The organism is Salmonella enterica subsp. enterica serovar Typhimurium str. LT2 (assembly GCF_000006945.2).
GTDB classification, from domain to species: Bacteria; Pseudomonadota; Gammaproteobacteria; order Enterobacterales; family Enterobacteriaceae; genus Salmonella; species Salmonella enterica.
Genome location: NC_003197.2, coordinates 4,396,287 through 4,412,115 on the forward strand (window position 1 = coordinate 4,396,287; position 15,829 = coordinate 4,412,115).

Below are 15,829 nucleotides of genomic sequence, written 5' to 3' on the forward strand. Positions count from 1 at the left end.
GCAAGGCGTCTTGCGATTGAGACTTCAGTGTCCCCTTCGTCTAGAGGCCCAGGACACCGCCCTTTCACGGCGGTAACAGGGGTTCGAATCCCCTAGGGGACGCCAGCGTTCAAACTGATGAGGTCAAACCTCCAGGGGACGCCACTTGCTGGTTTGTGAGTGAAAGTCACCTGCCTTAATATCTCAAAACTGACTTACGAGTCACGTTTGAGATATTTGCTCTTTAAAAATCTGGATCAAGCTGAAAATTGAAACACAGAACAACGAAAGTTGTTCGTGAGTCTCTCAAATTTTCGCAACACGATGATGAATCGTAAGAAACATCTTCGGGTTGTGAGGTTAAGCGACTAAGCGTACACGGTGGATGCCCTGGCAGTCAGAGGCGATGAAGGGCGTGCTAATCTGCGATAAGCGCCGGTAAGGTGATATGAACCGTTATAACCGGCGATACCCGAATGGGGAAACCCAGTGTGATTCGTCACACTATCATTAACTGAATCCATAGGTTAATGAGGCGAACCGGGGGAACTGAAACATCTAAGTACCCCGAGGAAAAGAAATCAACCGAGATTCCCCCAGTAGCGGCGAGCGAACGGGGAGGAGCCCAGAGCCTGAATCAGCATGTGTGTTAGTGGAAGCGTCTGGAAAGGTGCGCGATACAGGGTGACAGCCCCGTACACAAAAGCGCATGTGCTGTGAGCTCGATGAGTAGGGCGGGACACGTGGTATCCTGTCTGAATATGGGGGGACCATCCTCCAAGGCTAAATACTCCTGACTGACCGATAGTGAACCAGTACCGTGAGGGAAAGGCGAAAAGAACCCCGGCGAGGGGAGTGAAAAAGAACCTGAAACCGTGTACGTACAAGCAGTGGGAGCACAGGTTTACCTGTGTGACTGCGTACCTTTTGTATAATGGGTCAGCGACTTATATTCTGTAGCAAGGTTAACCGTATAGGGGAGCCGTAGGGAAACCGAGTCTTAACCGGGCGTTAAGTTGCAGGGTATAGACCCGAAACCCGGTGATCTAGCCATGGGCAGGTTGAAGGTTGGGTAACACTAACTGGAGGACCGAACCGACTAATGTTGAAAAATTAGCGGATGACCTGTGGCTGGGGGTGAAAGGCCAATCAAACCGGGAGATAGCTGGTTCTCCCCGAAAGCTATTTAGGTAGCGCCTCGTGAATTCATCTCCGGGGGTAGAGCACTGTTTCGGCTAGGGGGCCATCCCGGCTTACCAACCCGATGCAAACTGCGAATACCGGAGAATGTTATCACGGGAGACACACGGCGGGTGCTAACGTCCGTCGTGAAGAGGGAAACAACCCAGACCGCCAGCTAAGGTCCCAAAGTCATGGTTAAGTGGGAAACGATGTGGGAAGGCCCAGACAGCCAGGATGTTGGCTTAGAAGCAGCCATCATTTAAAGAAAGCGTAATAGCTCACTGGTCGAGTCGGCCTGCGCGGAAGATGTAACGGGGCTAAACCATGCACCGAAGCTGCGGCAGCGAACGTATCACCCAAGACAACTTTACGGAGTTGACGATTGACGGAGCGAAGCGACGTCAAAGCGTTCATTAAAGTCGAGTTGGCTTAGGGATACGTTCGTTGGGTAGGGGAGCGTTCTGTAAGCCTGTGAAGGTGTGTCGTGAGGCATGCTGGAGGTATCAGAAGTGCGAATGCTGACATAAGTAACGATAAAGCGGGTGAAAAGCCCGCTCGCCGGAAGACCAAGGGTTCCTGTCCAACGTTAATCGGGGCAGGGTGAGTCGACCCCTAAGGCGAGGCCGAAAGGCGTAGTCGATGGGAAACGGGTTAATATTCCCGTACTTGGTGTTACTGCGAAGGGGGGACGGAGAAGGCTATGTTGGCCGGGCGACGGTTGTCCCGGTTTAAGCGTGTAGGTGTGTGTTCCAGGTAAATCCGGTTCACTTTAACACTGAGGCGTGACGACGAGGCACTACGGTGCTGAAGCAACAAATGCCCTGCTTCCAGGAAAAGCCTCTAAGCATCAGGTAACACGAAATCGTACCCCAAACCGACACAGGTGGTCAGGTAGAGAATACCAAGGCGCTTGAGAGAACTCGGGTGAAGGAACTAGGCAAAATGGTGCCGTAACTTCGGGAGAAGGCACGCTGACACGTAGGTGAAGTGATTTACTCATGGAGCTGAAGTCAGTCGAAGATACCAGCTGGCTGCAACTGTTTATTAAAAACACAGCACTGTGCAAACACGAAAGTGGACGTATACGGTGTGACGCCTGCCCGGTGCCGGAAGGTTAATTGATGGGGTCAGCGCAAGCGAAGCTCCTGATCGAAGCCCCGGTAAACGGCGGCCGTAACTATAACGGTCCTAAGGTAGCGAAATTCCTTGTCGGGTAAGTTCCGACCTGCACGAATGGCGTAATGATGGCCAGGCTGTCTCCACCCGAGACTCAGTGAAATTGAACTCGCTGTGAAGATGCAGTGTACCCGCGGCAAGACGGAAAGACCCCGTGAACCTTTACTATAGCTTGACACTGAACATTGAGCCTTGATGTGTAGGATAGGTGGGAGGCTTTGAAGTGTGGACGCCAGTCTGCATGGAGCCGACCTTGAAATACCACCCTTTAATGTTTGATGTTCTAACGTGGACCCGTAATCCGGGTTGCGGACAGTGTCTGGTGGGTAGTTTGACTGGGGCGGTCTCCTCCTAAAGAGTAACGGAGGAGCACGAAGGTTGGCTAATCCTGGTCGGACATCAGGAGGTTAGTGCAATGGCATAAGCCAGCTTGACTGCGAGCGTGACGGCGCGAGCAGGTGCGAAAGCAGGTCATAGTGATCCGGTGGTTCTGAATGGAAGGGCCATCGCTCAACGGATAAAAGGTACTCCGGGGATAACAGGCTGATACCGCCCAAGAGTTCATATCGACGGCGGTGTTTGGCACCTCGATGTCGGCTCATCACATCCTGGGGCTGAAGTAGGTCCCAAGGGTATGGCTGTTCGCCATTTAAAGTGGTACGCGAGCTGGGTTTAGAACGTCGTGAGACAGTTCGGTCCCTATCTGCCGTGGGCGCTGGAGAACTGAGGGGGGCTGCTCCTAGTACGAGAGGACCGGAGTGGACGCATCACTGGTGTTCGGGTTGTCATGCCAATGGCACTGCCCGGTAGCTAAATGCGGAAGAGATAAGTGCTGAAAGCATCTAAGCACGAAACTTGCCCCGAGATGAGTTCTCCCTGAGACTTAGAGTCTCCTGAAGGAACGTTGAAGACGACGACGTTGATAGGCCGGGTGTGTAAGCGCAGCGATGCGTTGAGCTAACCGGTACTAATGAACCGTGAGGCTTAACCTTACAACGCCGAAGATGTTTTGGCGGTTAAGAGAAGATTTTCAGCACTGATTCCGGATTTTCGGGAACGAAAGATTTTACGCTGAGGCAAGGCGGCAAATGAAGGAAAGGAAGGAGCATACAGAAGTATGTGACTGACTTTGCGAATGCAGCCAACGCAGCATCGGTGTAAAAGATTCGTTTCTGGCAACAGAATTTGCCTGGCGGCCGTAGCGCGGTGGTCCCACCTGACCCCATGCCGAACTCAGAAGTGAAACGCCGTAGCGCCGATGGTAGTGTGGGGTCTCCCCATGCGAGAGTAGGGAACTGCCAGGCATCAAATTAAGCAAAAGGCTCAGTCGAAAGACTGGGCCTTTTGTTTTATCTGTGGTCTGTCGGTGAGCACTCTCCTGAGGAGGAGAAATCCGCCGGGAGCGGATTTGAACGTTGCGCAGCAACGGCCCGGAGGGTGGCGGGCAGGACGCCCGCCATAAACTGCCAGGCATCAAACAAGTGAAGAAGCCCGTCCGTCAGGACGGGCTTTTTTGCGTGTGCGGTAACTGTAAAAATGTAGGCCTGATAAGCGCAGCGCCATCAGGCAACCTGCACCGCCGGATGGCCGCTTCGCCTTATCCGGCCTACATGCACTTATCAGACAGCGCCGCTACTCACGGATAAATTAAATTCAATAATGGATACGGTTTCCCAAGATCGTCGACCTCCGAACGTCCCGTCACCTTGAATCCCATTTTCTTATAAAATCCAACAGCTTGTGTATTTTGCTCGTTAACATTGGTTGTCAATCCCGGCGCCAGTGTTAACGCATGTTCAACCAGCATCTTACCGATACCCTGACCGCGCACGTCCGGATCTATAAACAGAGCATCCATATGCTCACCGGTAAGCAGCATAAACCCTACCGGCTCATCCTGATCGGTCACGGCAACCCATAGTGGCGCTTCTGGCAGAAAATCGCTCACCAGTTCTTCCAGTTCGGCCCGATAAGCGTTTGACAGAAAATCGTGCGTGGCATCGACTGAGCGACGCCAGATCGCAATCAGTTTTTCCCCTTCCTCATGCCTTGAACGGCGAATGTTAATCATCATCTTCACTCCTTTTTTGCTTACTTCTATTCTAATGCAAATGCTGTCGTGAAACTTTCTCACCTTGAACTTGCAGACTCGACATTCGCCTGATTTCTGAGTATCTTCAGCTATCTGGATGTCTAAACGTTTAAACGTATGTCGTGAGGTTATCAGGTTATGCCGATTCGCGTGCTGGACGAGCTACCCGCCGTCAATTTTTTACGTGAGGAGAATGTCTTCGTCATGACGACTTCTCGCGCATCAGGTCAGGAAATTCGCCCGCTAAAGGTACTTATCCTTAACCTGATGCCGAAGAAGATTGAAACGGAAAATCAGTTTCTGCGTTTGCTATCGAACTCGCCATTGCAGGTCGATATTCAACTACTGCGGATAGATGCCCGCGAGTCGAGGAACACGCCAGCCGAGCATCTGAACAACTTTTACTGTAACTTCGACGATATCTGCGATCAGAACTTTGATGGGCTTATCGTGACCGGAGCGCCGCTGGGTCTGGTGGAGTTTAATGACGTGGCTTACTGGCCGCAGATTAGGCAGGTGCTGGAATGGGCGAAAGATCACGTTACTTCGACGCTATTTGTCTGTTGGGCCGTTCAGGCCGCACTCAATATTCTGTATGGTATCCCTAAGCAGACCCGTACAGATAAACTTTCCGGCGTCTATGAACATCACATCCTTCATCCACATGCTCTGTTAACGCGTGGTTTTGATGATTCGTTTCTGGCGCCACACTCACGCTATGCCGATTTCCCGGCGGCGCTGATACGGGATTATACGGATCTTGAAATTCTGGCCGAAACAGAAGAAGGGGATGCGTACCTGTTTGCCAGCAAAGATAAACGTATTGCGTTTGTCACCGGTCATCCTGAATATGACGCTCATACGTTAGCGGGTGAATATTTTCGTGACGTTGAGGCCGGGTTAAATCCGGAGGTTCCGTACAACTATTTCCCAAAAAACGATCCGCAAAACATACCGCGCGCAACCTGGCGCAGCCACGGTAATTTACTGTTTACTAACTGGCTCAACTATTATGTCTACCAGATTACGCCATATGATCTGCGTCACATGAATCCAACCCTGGATTAATCTTCTGCTTCTGACGATCCTAAAGCGTTTCAGCATGTTGAATCAGGCACCTTCGGGTGCCTTTTTTATTTCCGAAACGCACCTCATCATGTAATTAAATTTAATTTATATTGTTATCAATAGGTTAATGCATAATTAAATTAAAAATGGAAATTGTTTTTGATTTTGAAATTTAATTGAGTAGTCTTAGTTGTGTTGAACGAAAAGTGCACAGTGATCCTTCGTTCGCATTGGGGATGTATCTGGATCAACAACGAGGAGCTGCATGATGAATCCACAGGCAACCACAACTGATGAATTAACCTTTACCAGGCCGCAAGGCGAGCTGGAAAAGCAAGTCCTGACCGCTGAAGCAGTCGAGTTTTTGACGGAGTTAGTCACCCGTTTTACGCCAAAACGCAATAAACTCCTGGCTGCCCGTATCCAGCAACAGCAGGATATTGATAACGGTAAGTTGCCTGATTTTATTTCGGAAACCACTTCCATTAGAGAAAGTAATTGGCAGATTCGTGGTATTCCGGCGGATTTACAGGATCGCCGAGTAGAAATTACCGGGCCGGTTGAACGTAAAATGGTGATTAATGCCCTGAACGCAAATGTGAAAGTGTTTATGGCGGATTTTGAAGACTCGCTGGCGCCGGACTGGAATAAAGTTATTGATGGTCAAATCAACCTGCGTGATGCGGTGAACGGCACCATTAGCTATACCAACGAAGCCGGAAAAATCTATCAGCTCAAGCCCGATCCGGCCGTATTGATTTGTCGTGTACGTGGTCTACATCTGCCAGAAAAACATGTTACCTGGCGGGGGGAAGCCATTCCCGGCAGCCTGTTTGATTTTGCTCTGTACTTTTTCCACAACTATAAAGCGCTGCTCGCTAAAGGTAGCGGCCCGTATTTTTACCTGCCGAAAACGCAAGCCTGGCAGGAGGCAGCCTGGTGGAGCGAAGTGTTCAGCTACGCCGAAGACCGCTTTAACCTGCCGCGCGGTACGATCAAAGCGACCCTGTTGATTGAAACGCTGCCGGCTGTTTTCCAGATGGATGAGATTCTTCATGCGCTGCGTGATCATATCGTCGGTCTCAACTGTGGTCGCTGGGATTATATTTTCAGCTATATCAAAACGTTGAAAAATCACCCGGATCGCGTTTTGCCGGACAGGCAGGTGGTAACGATGGACAAACCGTTTCTGAGCGCCTACTCGCGCCTGCTGATCAAAACCTGCCACAAGCGCGGCGCGTTCGCGATGGGCGGTATGGCGGCGTTTATCCCGAGCAAAGACGTTGAACGCAACAATCAGGTCCTTGCCAAAGTGAAAGCGGATAAAGCGCTGGAAGCGAACAACGGCCACGACGGCACGTGGATTGCGCATCCTGGGTTGGCGGATACCGCAATGGCCGTCTTTAACGAGGTACTGGGCGAGCACAAAAATCAGCTGTTCATTACCCGTGATGAAGATGCGCCGATTACCGCTGAACAGTTACTGGAGCCATGTGAAGGCGAACGCACAGAAGCGGGAATGCGCGCCAATATTCGCGTGGCAGTGCAGTACATTGAAGCGTGGATCTCCGGCAATGGCTGTGTACCGATTTACGGTCTGATGGAGGATGCCGCGACGGCGGAAATCTCACGAACCTCTATCTGGCAGTGGATTCACCATGAGAAAACACTGAGCAATGGAAAACCCGTAACGAAAACGCTTTTCCGCGAAATGTTGGCGGAAGAGATGCGGGTAATCCAGGACGAACTGGGCGAGCACCGCTACAGCAGCGGGCGCTTCGACGATGCCGCACGTCTGATGGAGCAAATCACCACCTCAGATGACTTAATCGACTTCCTCACCCTGCCGGGCTATCGCTTACTGGCTTAATTCACCACATAACAATATGGAGCATCTGCACATGAAAACCCGTACTCAACAAATCGAAGAATTACAGAAAGAGTGGACACAACCGCGCTGGGAAGGCATCACCCGCCCGTACAGCGCGGAGGAGGTGGTGAAATTACGCGGCTCGGTTAACCCGGAATGCACGCTGGCGCAGCTCGGCGCCGCGAAAATGTGGCGGCTGTTGCACGGTGAAGCGAAAAAAGGCTATATCAACAGCCTTGGCGCGCTGACCGGCGGTCAGGCGTTGCAGCAGGCGAAAGCCGGTATTGAGGCGATTTATCTTTCAGGCTGGCAGGTGGCGGCAGATGCCAACCTGGCATCCAGCATGTATCCGGATCAATCGTTGTACCCGGCAAACTCTGTTCCGGCGGTAGTGGATCGGATCAACAACACTTTTCGTCGTGCAGATCAGATCCAGTGGGCATCCGGTATTGAACCCAACGATCCGCGCTATGTGGATTACTTCCTGCCGATCGTTGCTGATGCGGAAGCCGGTTTTGGCGGCGTTCTGAATGCCTTCGAACTGATGAAATCGATGATTGAAGCCGGTGCAGCGGCCGTTCACTTCGAAGATCAGCTGGCGTCGGTGAAGAAATGCGGCCATATGGGCGGCAAGGTGCTGGTCCCCACGCAGGAGGCGATTCAGAAACTGGTTGCTGCGCGTCTGGCCGCTGATGTGATGGGCGTCCCGACGCTGGTGATTGCGCGTACCGATGCGGATGCGGCAGATCTGATCACCTCCGACTGCGATCCCTATGACAGCGGTTTTATTACCGGCGAACGCACCAGCGAAGGTTTCTACCGCACCCATGCGGGCATTGAGCAGGCGATCAGCCGCGGTCTGGCGTATGCCCCGTATGCCGATCTGGTATGGTGCGAAACCTCTACGCCGGATCTCGAACTGGCGCGTCGTTTTGCCGATGCTATCCACGCGAAGTATCCGGGCAAACTGCTGGCCTATAACTGTTCACCATCCTTCAACTGGCAGAAGAATCTGGACGACAAGACCATTGCCAGCTTCCAGCAGCAGTTGTCGGACATGGGTTACAAATACCAGTTTATTACCCTGGCGGGCATCCACAGCATGTGGTTCAACATGTTCGACCTGGCGCATGCATACGCGCAGGGCGAGGGCATGAAGCACTATGTTGAGAAGGTTCAACAACCCGAGTTCGCCGCGGCGAAAGATGGCTACACCTTTGTTTCCCACCAGCAGGAAGTGGGTACTGGTTACTTCGACAAAGTCACCACCATTATTCAGGGCGGCGCGTCATCCGTTACCGCGTTAACGGGTTCCACCGAAGAAGCGCAGTTTTGATTGATGCCCGGTGGCGCTGCGCTTACCGGGCCTACAGATAGCGTAGGCCGGATAAGCGAACGCGCCATCCGGCATGACGTGGTGCCGGATGAGGGAAAAAAATGCCGCGTGGCCTGGAATTACTGATTGCTCAAACCATCCTGCAAGGCTTTGACGCGCAGTATGGTCGATTTCTGGAAGTGACTTCCGGCGCGCAGCAGCGTTTTGAACAGGCCGACTGGCACGCCGTCCAACAGGCGATGAAAAGCCGTATCCACCTCTATGATCATCATGTGGGTCTGGTGGTGGAGCAACTGCGCTGTATTACCGATGGCAAAAGTACCGACGCGGATTTCCTTTTACGCGTTAAAGAGCATTACACCCGGCTGTTGCCGGATTACCCGCGCTTCGAGATTGCGGAGAGCTTTTTCAACTCCGTTTATTGCCGGTTATTTGACCACCGCTCGTTAACACCCGAGCGGTTGTTTATTTTCAGTTCGCAACCGGAGCGCCGCTTCCGTACTATCCCGCGCCCGCTGGCCAAAGACTTCTTTCCCGATCACGGTTGGGAGCCGCTGTTGATGCGCATACTCAGTGACTTACCGCTGCGTCTGCCCTGGCAGAATAAAAGCCGGGATATCCGCTATATTATCGCGCACCTGACTGAAACACTGGGCGAGGACGCGCTACCTCGCTGCCATGTCCAGGTGGCGAACGAGTTGTTTTACCGTAATAAAGCGGCCTGGCTGGTAGGTAAATTAACCACACCTGACGGTACGCTGCCGTTTTTATTGCCGATTCATCGCACTGATGAGGGGGAACTGTTTGTCGATACCTGCCTGACCACCACGGCAGAAGCGAGCATTGTGTTTGGTTTTGCCCGCTCTTATTTTATGGTGTATGCGCCGCTGCCTGCCGCGCTGGTTGAGTGGTTGCGTGAAATCCTGCCGGGTAAAACCACTGCCGAACTGTATATGGCGATTGGCTGCCAGAAACATGCGAAAACCGAAAGCTACCGCGAATATTTATGTTATCTGGCTGAAAGCGATGAGAAATTTATTGAGGCGCCTGGCATCCGCGGCATGGTGATGCTGGTGTTTACCCTGCCAGGTTTCGACCGGGTATTTAAAATCATTAAAGACAAATTCGCCCCGCAGAAAGAGATGTCTGCCGCCCATGTGCGTGCCTGTTATCAACTGGTAAAAGAGCATGATCGCGTCGGTCGTATGGCGGATACCCAGGAGTTTGAGAATTTCGTGCTGGATAAACGGCAAATTGATCCGGCGCTGATGGCGCTGTTACGACAAGAAGCGCCAGAGAAGATTACCGATCTTGGGGAACATATCGTCATTCGCCATCTCTATATTGAACGTCGCATGGTGCCGCTCAATATCTGGCTGGAACAGGTAGAAGGCCAGCAGTTGCGCGATGCGATAGAAGAATATGGTAATGCGATTCGCCAGCTTGCCGCCGCTAATATTTTCCCCGGCGATATGTTGTTTAAAAACTTTGGCGTTACCCGTCATGGTCGCGTGGTGTTCTACGACTACGATGAAATTTGCTACATGACGGAAGTGAATTTCCGCGATATTCCGCCAGCGCGTTATCCGGAAGACGAACTGGCCAGCGAACCCTGGTATAGCGTCTCGCCAGGTGATGTTTTCCCGGAGGAGTTTCGCCACTGGCTGTGTGCCGATCCGCGTATCGGGCCATTGTTTGAAGAGATGCATGCCGACCTGTTTCGCGCCGATTACTGGCGCGCGCTACAGACGCGTATTAAAGAAGGGCATGTAGAAGATGTGTATGCCTATCGACGTAGACAGCGCTTTAGCGTGCGTTACGGCGCGATCTCAAGTACGGCGAACTCTTCGTAAACCAGTTCCATCTCCGGCGACCAATTACCCTCGCGCTCAAAAAAGGCCCGGTGTGCCGCTTGCCAGTACGCCAGGCTAAGATCGCCTTCGCCTTCCAGTGCGGCGAGATCGGCGCTCATCTCGTTAAAACGGATCAGCCTGAGCGCCAGCGTGCGTATGACGCACACGGCGTCGCCTGTGCCGTTGAGCACAATGTGATATGACCCGGGCGTGACAGGGGGTTGCTCTTTCTGATAGCTAACCAGCGAGCTACAGGTGCCACGCTTTTTACCGGCGACCACTAGCGCCGCCAGCTCGTCGGCCAGCGCCGGCGAATCACCGAAAGACCAACAGAAGGCCTGTGGGTACTTCTCCTGCCAGTATAATTTCAGGCTGCTCATTTCAGCGAGTTCCACCATAGGCCAGCGTTACCTCTTTCGCCGCTTTAATCACCATGGCGCCAAGTTCGGTGACGCGATCGTCGGTAATGCGTGAGCAGGGGCCGGAAATAGAGAGGGCCGCAAACGGTTCGCGGTGTTCGTCATAAATACACGAGGCCACGCAGCGCAGACCGAGCGCATGTTCTTCGTCGTCAAAGGAATAGCCGCGCTTGCGTGTTTGGGCGAGGTCATCTTTCAGATGCAGCGGCGACACCAGCGTCGCATGGGTATAAGCGTGCAACCCCTTGCGGTGCAGCAGACTGGTAACCTGTTCCTCACTGAGCTGTGATAAAAACGCCTTGCCCGCGCCAGAGGCGTGCATGGGCAGCTTGCCGCCAATAGGGGCGGACATGCGCATCAATTGTGTGCACTGCACCTGGTCGATAATAATAGCCTGATGGTCGCTCTGGTCGAGTACGGCAAGGTTTACCGTTTCGCCGGAGTCCTCCATCAGCTTGCGCAAAATCGGATGGACAATCGCCAGCAGATTACGGCTCTGTAAGAAGCTGCTACCGACGATAAACGCGTGTGCGCCTACGGCCCAATGGCCCAGCTCACCAACCTGGCGGACAAAACCCTGCTGCTGCATGGTGGTGAGTAGACGGTGAGTCGTGGAATTAGGCAAACCCGCCTGTTGCGCCAGTTCGGTCAGCGCGACGCTGCCGTTGGACTCGGCAATCCACTCCAGCAGCTTCAGACCGCGAGTTAATGACTGAACCTGCCCGGTTACGGGTGCAGTGGTAGCGGCAGGTTTTCTCCCGCGTTTCGCGGGAACAGGGGCAACCATGGCAGACTCCTTTTTCTGTATCGTGGAAATCATTTTCGTTTTATTCAATTATAATGCAAGAGTTCCTGAACTGATCGGATGAGTGACATCACAGGATGCCCGATAGCGCTGCGCTTATCAGGCCTACGCTTTGGGAGCCGCCAAAGTAATTTGTAGACTGATAAGGCGCTTGCGCCGCCATCCGGCAAAGCGACAGAAGTGGGTGGCAAGCTGAACATGTCTCATGTTGCCCGTTGTTCTCTTTTCCGCCAGCACGCTTTGTGCCAGTATGGCTCGTTACGTGGAGCGTTGTCGGGAGCGAGTGTGAGCAGCAAAGTTGAACAACTGCGTGCGCAGTTAAATGAACGTATTCTGGTGCTGGACGGCGGTATGGGCACTATGATCCAGAGCTATCGTCTACATGAAGAAGATTTCCGCGGGGAGCGCTTTGCCGACTGGCCCTGCGACCTGAAAGGCAACAATGACCTGCTGGTCCTCAGCAAGCCGGAGGTGATCGCCGCTATCCACAACGCCTACTTTGAGGCTGGCGCGGATATCATCGAAACCAACACCTTTAACTCGACAACCATTGCGATGGCGGATTACCGGATGGAATCCCTGTCGGCGGAAATTAACTATGCGGCGGCCAAACTGGCGCGCGCCTGCGCCGATGAATGGACGGCGCGAACACCAGAAAAACCACGCTTTGTTGCGGGCGTGCTTGGTCCAACTAACCGCACGGCCTCCATTTCGCCGGACGTCAACGACCCGGCGTTTCGTAATATCACCTTCGATCAGCTGGTGGCGGCCTACCGTGAATCCACCAAAGCGCTGGTGGAAGGTGGCGCAGATCTGATTCTGATTGAGACCGTTTTTGACACCCTGAATGCGAAAGCGGCGGTGTTTGCGGTGAAAGAAGAGTTTGAAGCGCTGGGCGTTGACCTGCCGATCATGATTTCCGGCACCATCACCGACGCCTCTGGCCGTACGCTTTCCGGCCAGACTACCGAAGCCTTTTATAACTCGCTGCGCCACGCCGAGGCGCTCACTTTTGGCCTTAACTGCGCACTGGGGCCAGATGAACTGCGCCAGTACGTCCAGGAACTGTCGCGGATTGCCGAATGCTACGTCACCGCGCACCCGAACGCCGGCCTGCCGAACGCTTTCGGCGAGTATGACCTCGACGCCGACACCATGGCGAAACAGATTCGCGAATGGGCGGAAGCGGGCTTCCTGAATATCGTTGGCGGCTGCTGCGGCACCACGCCGGAGCATATTGCGGCGATGAGCCGCGCCGTTGCCGGTTTGCTGCCGCGCCAGCTGCCGGATATCCCGGTCGCCTGCCGCCTTTCCGGCCTGGAGCCGCTGAACATTGGCGACGATAGCCTGTTTGTGAACGTCGGCGAACGTACTAACGTCACCGGCTCGGCCAAATTTAAACGGCTGATCAAAGAAGAGAAATACAGCGAAGCGCTGGATGTCGCCCGTCAGCAGGTAGAAAGCGGCGCGCAGATTATTGATATCAATATGGATGAGGGGATGCTCGACGCCGAAGCGGCGATGGTGCGTTTCCTCAGCCTGATTGCCGGTGAGCCGGACATTGCCCGTGTACCAATCATGATCGACTCCTCCAAATGGGAGGTTATCGAAAAAGGGCTGAAGTGCATTCAGGGTAAAGGCATCGTCAACTCTATTTCGATGAAAGAGGGCGTGGAAGCCTTTATTCATCATGCGAAGCTTCTGCGTCGCTACGGCGCGGCAGTGGTGGTGATGGCCTTTGATGAGCAGGGGCAGGCCGATACCCGCGCGCGTAAAATCGAAATTTGCCGCCGAGCCTACAAAATTCTCACCGAAGAGGTGGGTTTCCCGCCGGAAGACATCATCTTCGACCCGAATATCTTCGCCGTGGCGACCGGTATTGAAGAGCACAACAACTACGCGCAGGACTTTATCGGCGCTTGCGAAGACATCAAACGCGAGCTGCCGCACGCGCTGATCTCCGGCGGCGTGTCTAACGTGTCCTTCTCGTTCCGCGGCAACGACCCGGTACGTGAGGCTATCCACGCGGTATTCCTCTACTACGCCATCCGCAACGGTATGGACATGGGCATCGTCAACGCCGGACAGCTGGCTATCTACGACGACCTGCCCGCCGAGCTGCGCGATGCGGTTGAAGATGTCATTCTTAACCGTCGCGATGACGGCACTGAGCGTTTGCTGGATTTGGCGGAGAAATACCGCGGCAGCAAAACCGACGAAGCTGCCAACGCCCAGCAGGCGGAATGGCGTAGCTGGGACGTGAAAAAGCGTCTCGAATACTCGCTGGTGAAAGGCATTACCGAATTTATCGAACAGGATACCGAAGAAGCCCGTCAGCAGGCCGCCCGCCCGATTGAGGTGATTGAAGGGCCGTTGATGGACGGCATGAACGTGGTCGGCGACCTGTTCGGCGAAGGGAAAATGTTCCTGCCGCAGGTGGTGAAATCCGCTCGCGTGATGAAACAAGCGGTGGCCTACCTGGAGCCGTTTATTGAAGCCAGCAAAGAAAAAGGCTCCAGCAACGGCAAGATGGTGATCGCCACCGTGAAGGGCGATGTGCACGATATTGGTAAAAATATCGTTGGCGTGGTGCTGCAATGTAACAACTACGAAATCGTCGATCTTGGCGTGATGGTGCCAGCGGAGAAAATCCTCAGAACGGCGCGTGAAGTGAATGCCGATCTGATCGGTCTTTCCGGGCTGATTACCCCGTCGCTGGACGAAATGGTCAACGTGGCGAAAGAGATGGAGCGTCAGGGCTTTACTATCCCGCTACTGATCGGCGGCGCAACCACTTCGAAAGCGCATACGGCGGTGAAAATCGAGCAGAACTACAGCGGTCCGACGGTCTACGTGCAGAATGCTTCGCGTACCGTGGGCGTGGTGGCGGCGCTACTCTCCGACACCCAGCGTGATGACTTTGTCGCCCGTACCCGCAAAGAGTACGAAACCGTGCGTATTCAGCACGCCCGCAAAAAACCGCGCACGCCGCCGGTCACGCTGGAGGCGGCGCGCGATAACGATCTGGCATTCGATTGGGAACGCTACACCCCGCCGGTAGCCCACCGTCTGGGCGTGCAGGAGGTGGAAGCCAGCATCGAAACTCTGCGCAACTATATCGACTGGACGCCGTTCTTTATGACCTGGTCGCTGGCCGGCAAATACCCGCGCATTCTGGAAGATGAGGTGGTGGGCGTTGAGGCGCAGCGTCTGTTTAAAGACGCCAATGATATGCTGGATAAACTGAGCGCCGAGAAACTGTTGAATCCGCGTGGCGTGGTGGGCCTGTTCCCGGCGAACCGTGTGGGTGACGACATCGAAATCTATCGCGACGAAACCCGTACTCATGTTCTGACGGTCAGCCACCACCTGCGCCAGCAGACCGAGAAAGTCGGTTTTGCCAACTACTGTCTGGCGGATTTTGTCGCGCCGAAACTGAGCGGCAAAGCGGATTACATCGGTGCTTTCGCGGTGACCGGCGGTCTGGAGGAGGATGCGCTGGCGGACGCCTTCGAAGCGCAACACGACGACTATAACAAGATCATGGTGAAAGCGATTGCCGACCGTCTGGCGGAAGCGTTCGCGGAATATCTGCATGAGCGTGTACGTAAGGTTTACTGGGGATATGCGCCGAACGAGAGCCTGAGTAACGACGAATTAATCCGCGAAAACTACCAGGGGATTCGCCCGGCGCCGGGTTATCCTGCCTGCCCGGAACATACCGAAAAAGGCACTATCTGGCAGCTACTGGATGTCGAAAAACACACCGGGATGAAGCTCACCGAATCTTTCGCCATGTGGCCAGGCGCGTCGGTCTCCGGCTGGTACTTCAGCCATCCTGAGAGCAAATACTTCGCGGTAGCGCAGATCCAACGCGATCAGGTGACAGATTATGCTTTCCGTAAAGGAATGAGCGTTGAGGATGTTGAGCGGTGGCTCGCGCCGAACCTGGGTTACGATGCGGACTGATTCATAAAATCGTCACTTTTCCTTACAACATACAAGGCACTCATTGGGTGCCTTGTCTCTTTCTTACAATTAAACCCTTA

At 53.8% G+C, this 15,829-nt stretch carries 8 protein-coding genes, 1 tRNA gene, 2 rRNA genes and 17 other annotated features; of the genes, 8 read left to right on the forward strand and 3 right to left on the reverse strand.

The annotated features are described in order from the left end of the window. The first annotated feature begins 29 nt into the window (after window positions 1-29). From gltV to rrfE, 3 genes are all read left to right on the forward strand, one after another. A tRNA-Sec gene (gltV, locus tag STM4178) sits at window positions 30-102 on the forward strand. 235 nt (window positions 103-337) lie between these two features. Beyond that, window positions 338-3,331: ribosomal RNA gene (gene rrlE / locus STM4179) — 23S ribosomal RNA — on the forward strand. Window positions 3,332-3,523: 192 nt separating this feature from the next. Further along, window positions 3,524-3,645, forward strand: a 5S ribosomal RNA gene (gene rrfE, locus STM4180). A gap of 328 nt (window positions 3,646-3,973) precedes the next feature. Here rrfE and yjaB read toward each other — a convergent pair. After that, window positions 3,974-4,422 (reverse strand): putative acetyltransferase gene (gene yjaB / locus STM4181; protein ID NP_463046.1). Within the gene, window positions 3,974-4,411 belong to an annotated coding region; the region does not span the whole gene. Next, window positions 4,380-4,388 (forward strand) — a -35 signal (putative -35_signal for metA; RegulonDB:STMLTH004653). Its footprint overlaps the gene before it by 9 nt. On the opposite strand from yjaB, the gene metA reads away from it, so the two are divergent. The 4 genes from metA to aceK all read left to right on the forward strand — a co-directional run bounded on the left by metA (window position 4,380) and on the right by aceK (window position 10,556). After that, the gene (gene metA, locus STM4182; protein ID NP_463047.1) for a homoserine transsuccinylase occupies window positions 4,380-5,497 on the forward strand. Within the gene, window positions 4,568-5,497 belong to an annotated coding region; the region does not span the whole gene. The two genes, yjaB and metA, sit on opposite strands and share 43 nt — an antisense overlap. Then, window positions 4,404-4,412, forward strand: a -10 signal (putative -10_signal for metA; RegulonDB:STMLTH004653). Its footprint overlaps the gene before it by 9 nt. Beyond that, window positions 4,417-4,422: a ribosome-binding site (putative RBS for yjaB; RegulonDB:STMS1H004091), on the reverse strand. Then, window positions 4,529-4,539, forward strand: a protein binding site (putative binding site for MetJ, RegulonDB: STMS1H000286). Next, window positions 4,537-4,547, forward strand: a protein binding site (putative binding site for MetJ, RegulonDB: STMS1H000287). Its footprint overlaps the feature before it by 3 nt. Then, window positions 4,562-4,567 (forward strand) — a ribosome-binding site (putative RBS for metA; RegulonDB:STMS1H004092). Window positions 5,498-5,577: 80 nt before the next feature. Further along, window positions 5,578-5,586 (forward strand) — a -35 signal (putative -35_signal for aceB; RegulonDB:STMLTH004654). Then, window positions 5,578-7,367 (forward strand): malate synthase A gene (gene aceB / locus STM4183; RefSeq protein ID NP_463048.1). Within the gene, window positions 5,766-7,367 belong to an annotated coding region; the region does not span the whole gene. (Overlaps the previous feature by 9 nt.) Then, window positions 5,602-5,610, forward strand: a -10 signal (putative -10_signal for aceB; RegulonDB:STMLTH004654). Its footprint overlaps the gene before it by 9 nt. Continuing rightward, window positions 5,635-5,669, forward strand: a protein binding site (putative binding site for IclR, RegulonDB: STMS1H000235). Beyond that, window positions 5,753-5,758, forward strand: a ribosome-binding site (putative RBS for aceB; RegulonDB:STMS1H004093). Before the next feature lie 16 nt (window positions 7,368-7,383). Beyond that, window positions 7,384-7,389, forward strand: a ribosome-binding site (putative RBS for aceA; RegulonDB:STMS1H004094). Continuing rightward, the gene (gene aceA, locus STM4184; protein ID NP_463049.1) for an isocitrate lyase occupies window positions 7,384-8,703 on the forward strand. Within the gene, window positions 7,399-8,703 belong to an annotated coding region; the region does not span the whole gene. It overlaps the preceding feature by 6 nt. A gap of 90 nt (window positions 8,704-8,793) precedes the next feature. Beyond that, window positions 8,794-8,799: a ribosome-binding site (putative RBS for aceK; RegulonDB:STMS1H004095), on the forward strand. Further along, window positions 8,794-10,556 (forward strand): isocitrate dehydrogenase kinase/phosphatase gene (gene aceK, locus STM4185; RefSeq protein ID NP_463050.1). Within the gene, window positions 8,805-10,556 belong to an annotated coding region; the region does not span the whole gene. It overlaps the preceding feature by 6 nt. Here aceK and STM4186 read toward each other — a convergent pair. Together STM4186 and iclR are read right to left on the reverse strand one after the other, a co-directional pair. Further along, window positions 10,520-10,931 (reverse strand): putative cytoplasmic protein gene (locus STM4186; protein NP_463051.1). Within the gene, window positions 10,520-10,927 belong to an annotated coding region; the region does not span the whole gene. The genes aceK and STM4186 overlap by 37 nt on opposite strands. Continuing rightward, window positions 10,926-10,931: a ribosome-binding site (putative RBS for STM4186; RegulonDB:STMS1H004096), on the reverse strand. Its footprint overlaps the gene before it by 6 nt. Window positions 10,932-10,937: 6 nt before the next feature. After that, window positions 10,938-11,774, reverse strand: a protein-coding gene (gene iclR, locus STM4187; RefSeq protein ID NP_463052.1) for an acetate operon transcriptional repressor. Within the gene, window positions 10,938-11,762 belong to an annotated coding region; the region does not span the whole gene. Beyond that, window positions 11,769-11,774: a ribosome-binding site (putative RBS for iclR; RegulonDB:STMS1H004097), on the reverse strand. It overlaps the preceding gene by 6 nt. 8 nt (window positions 11,775-11,782) lie before the next feature. Continuing rightward, window positions 11,783-11,791: a -35 signal (putative -35_signal for metH; RegulonDB:STMLTH004655), on the forward strand. Here iclR and metH point away from each other — a divergent pair. Then, the gene (gene metH / locus STM4188; RefSeq protein NP_463053.3) for a B12-dependent homocysteine-N5-methyltetrahydrofolate transmethylase occupies window positions 11,783-15,749 on the forward strand. Within the gene, window positions 11,979-15,749 belong to an annotated coding region; the region does not span the whole gene. Its footprint overlaps the feature before it by 9 nt. Further along, window positions 11,810-11,818 (forward strand) — a -10 signal (putative -10_signal for metH; RegulonDB:STMLTH004655). (Overlaps the previous gene by 9 nt.) Then, window positions 11,961-11,966: a ribosome-binding site (putative RBS for metH; RegulonDB:STMS1H004098), on the forward strand. Window positions 15,750-15,829 lie beyond the last annotated feature (80 nt).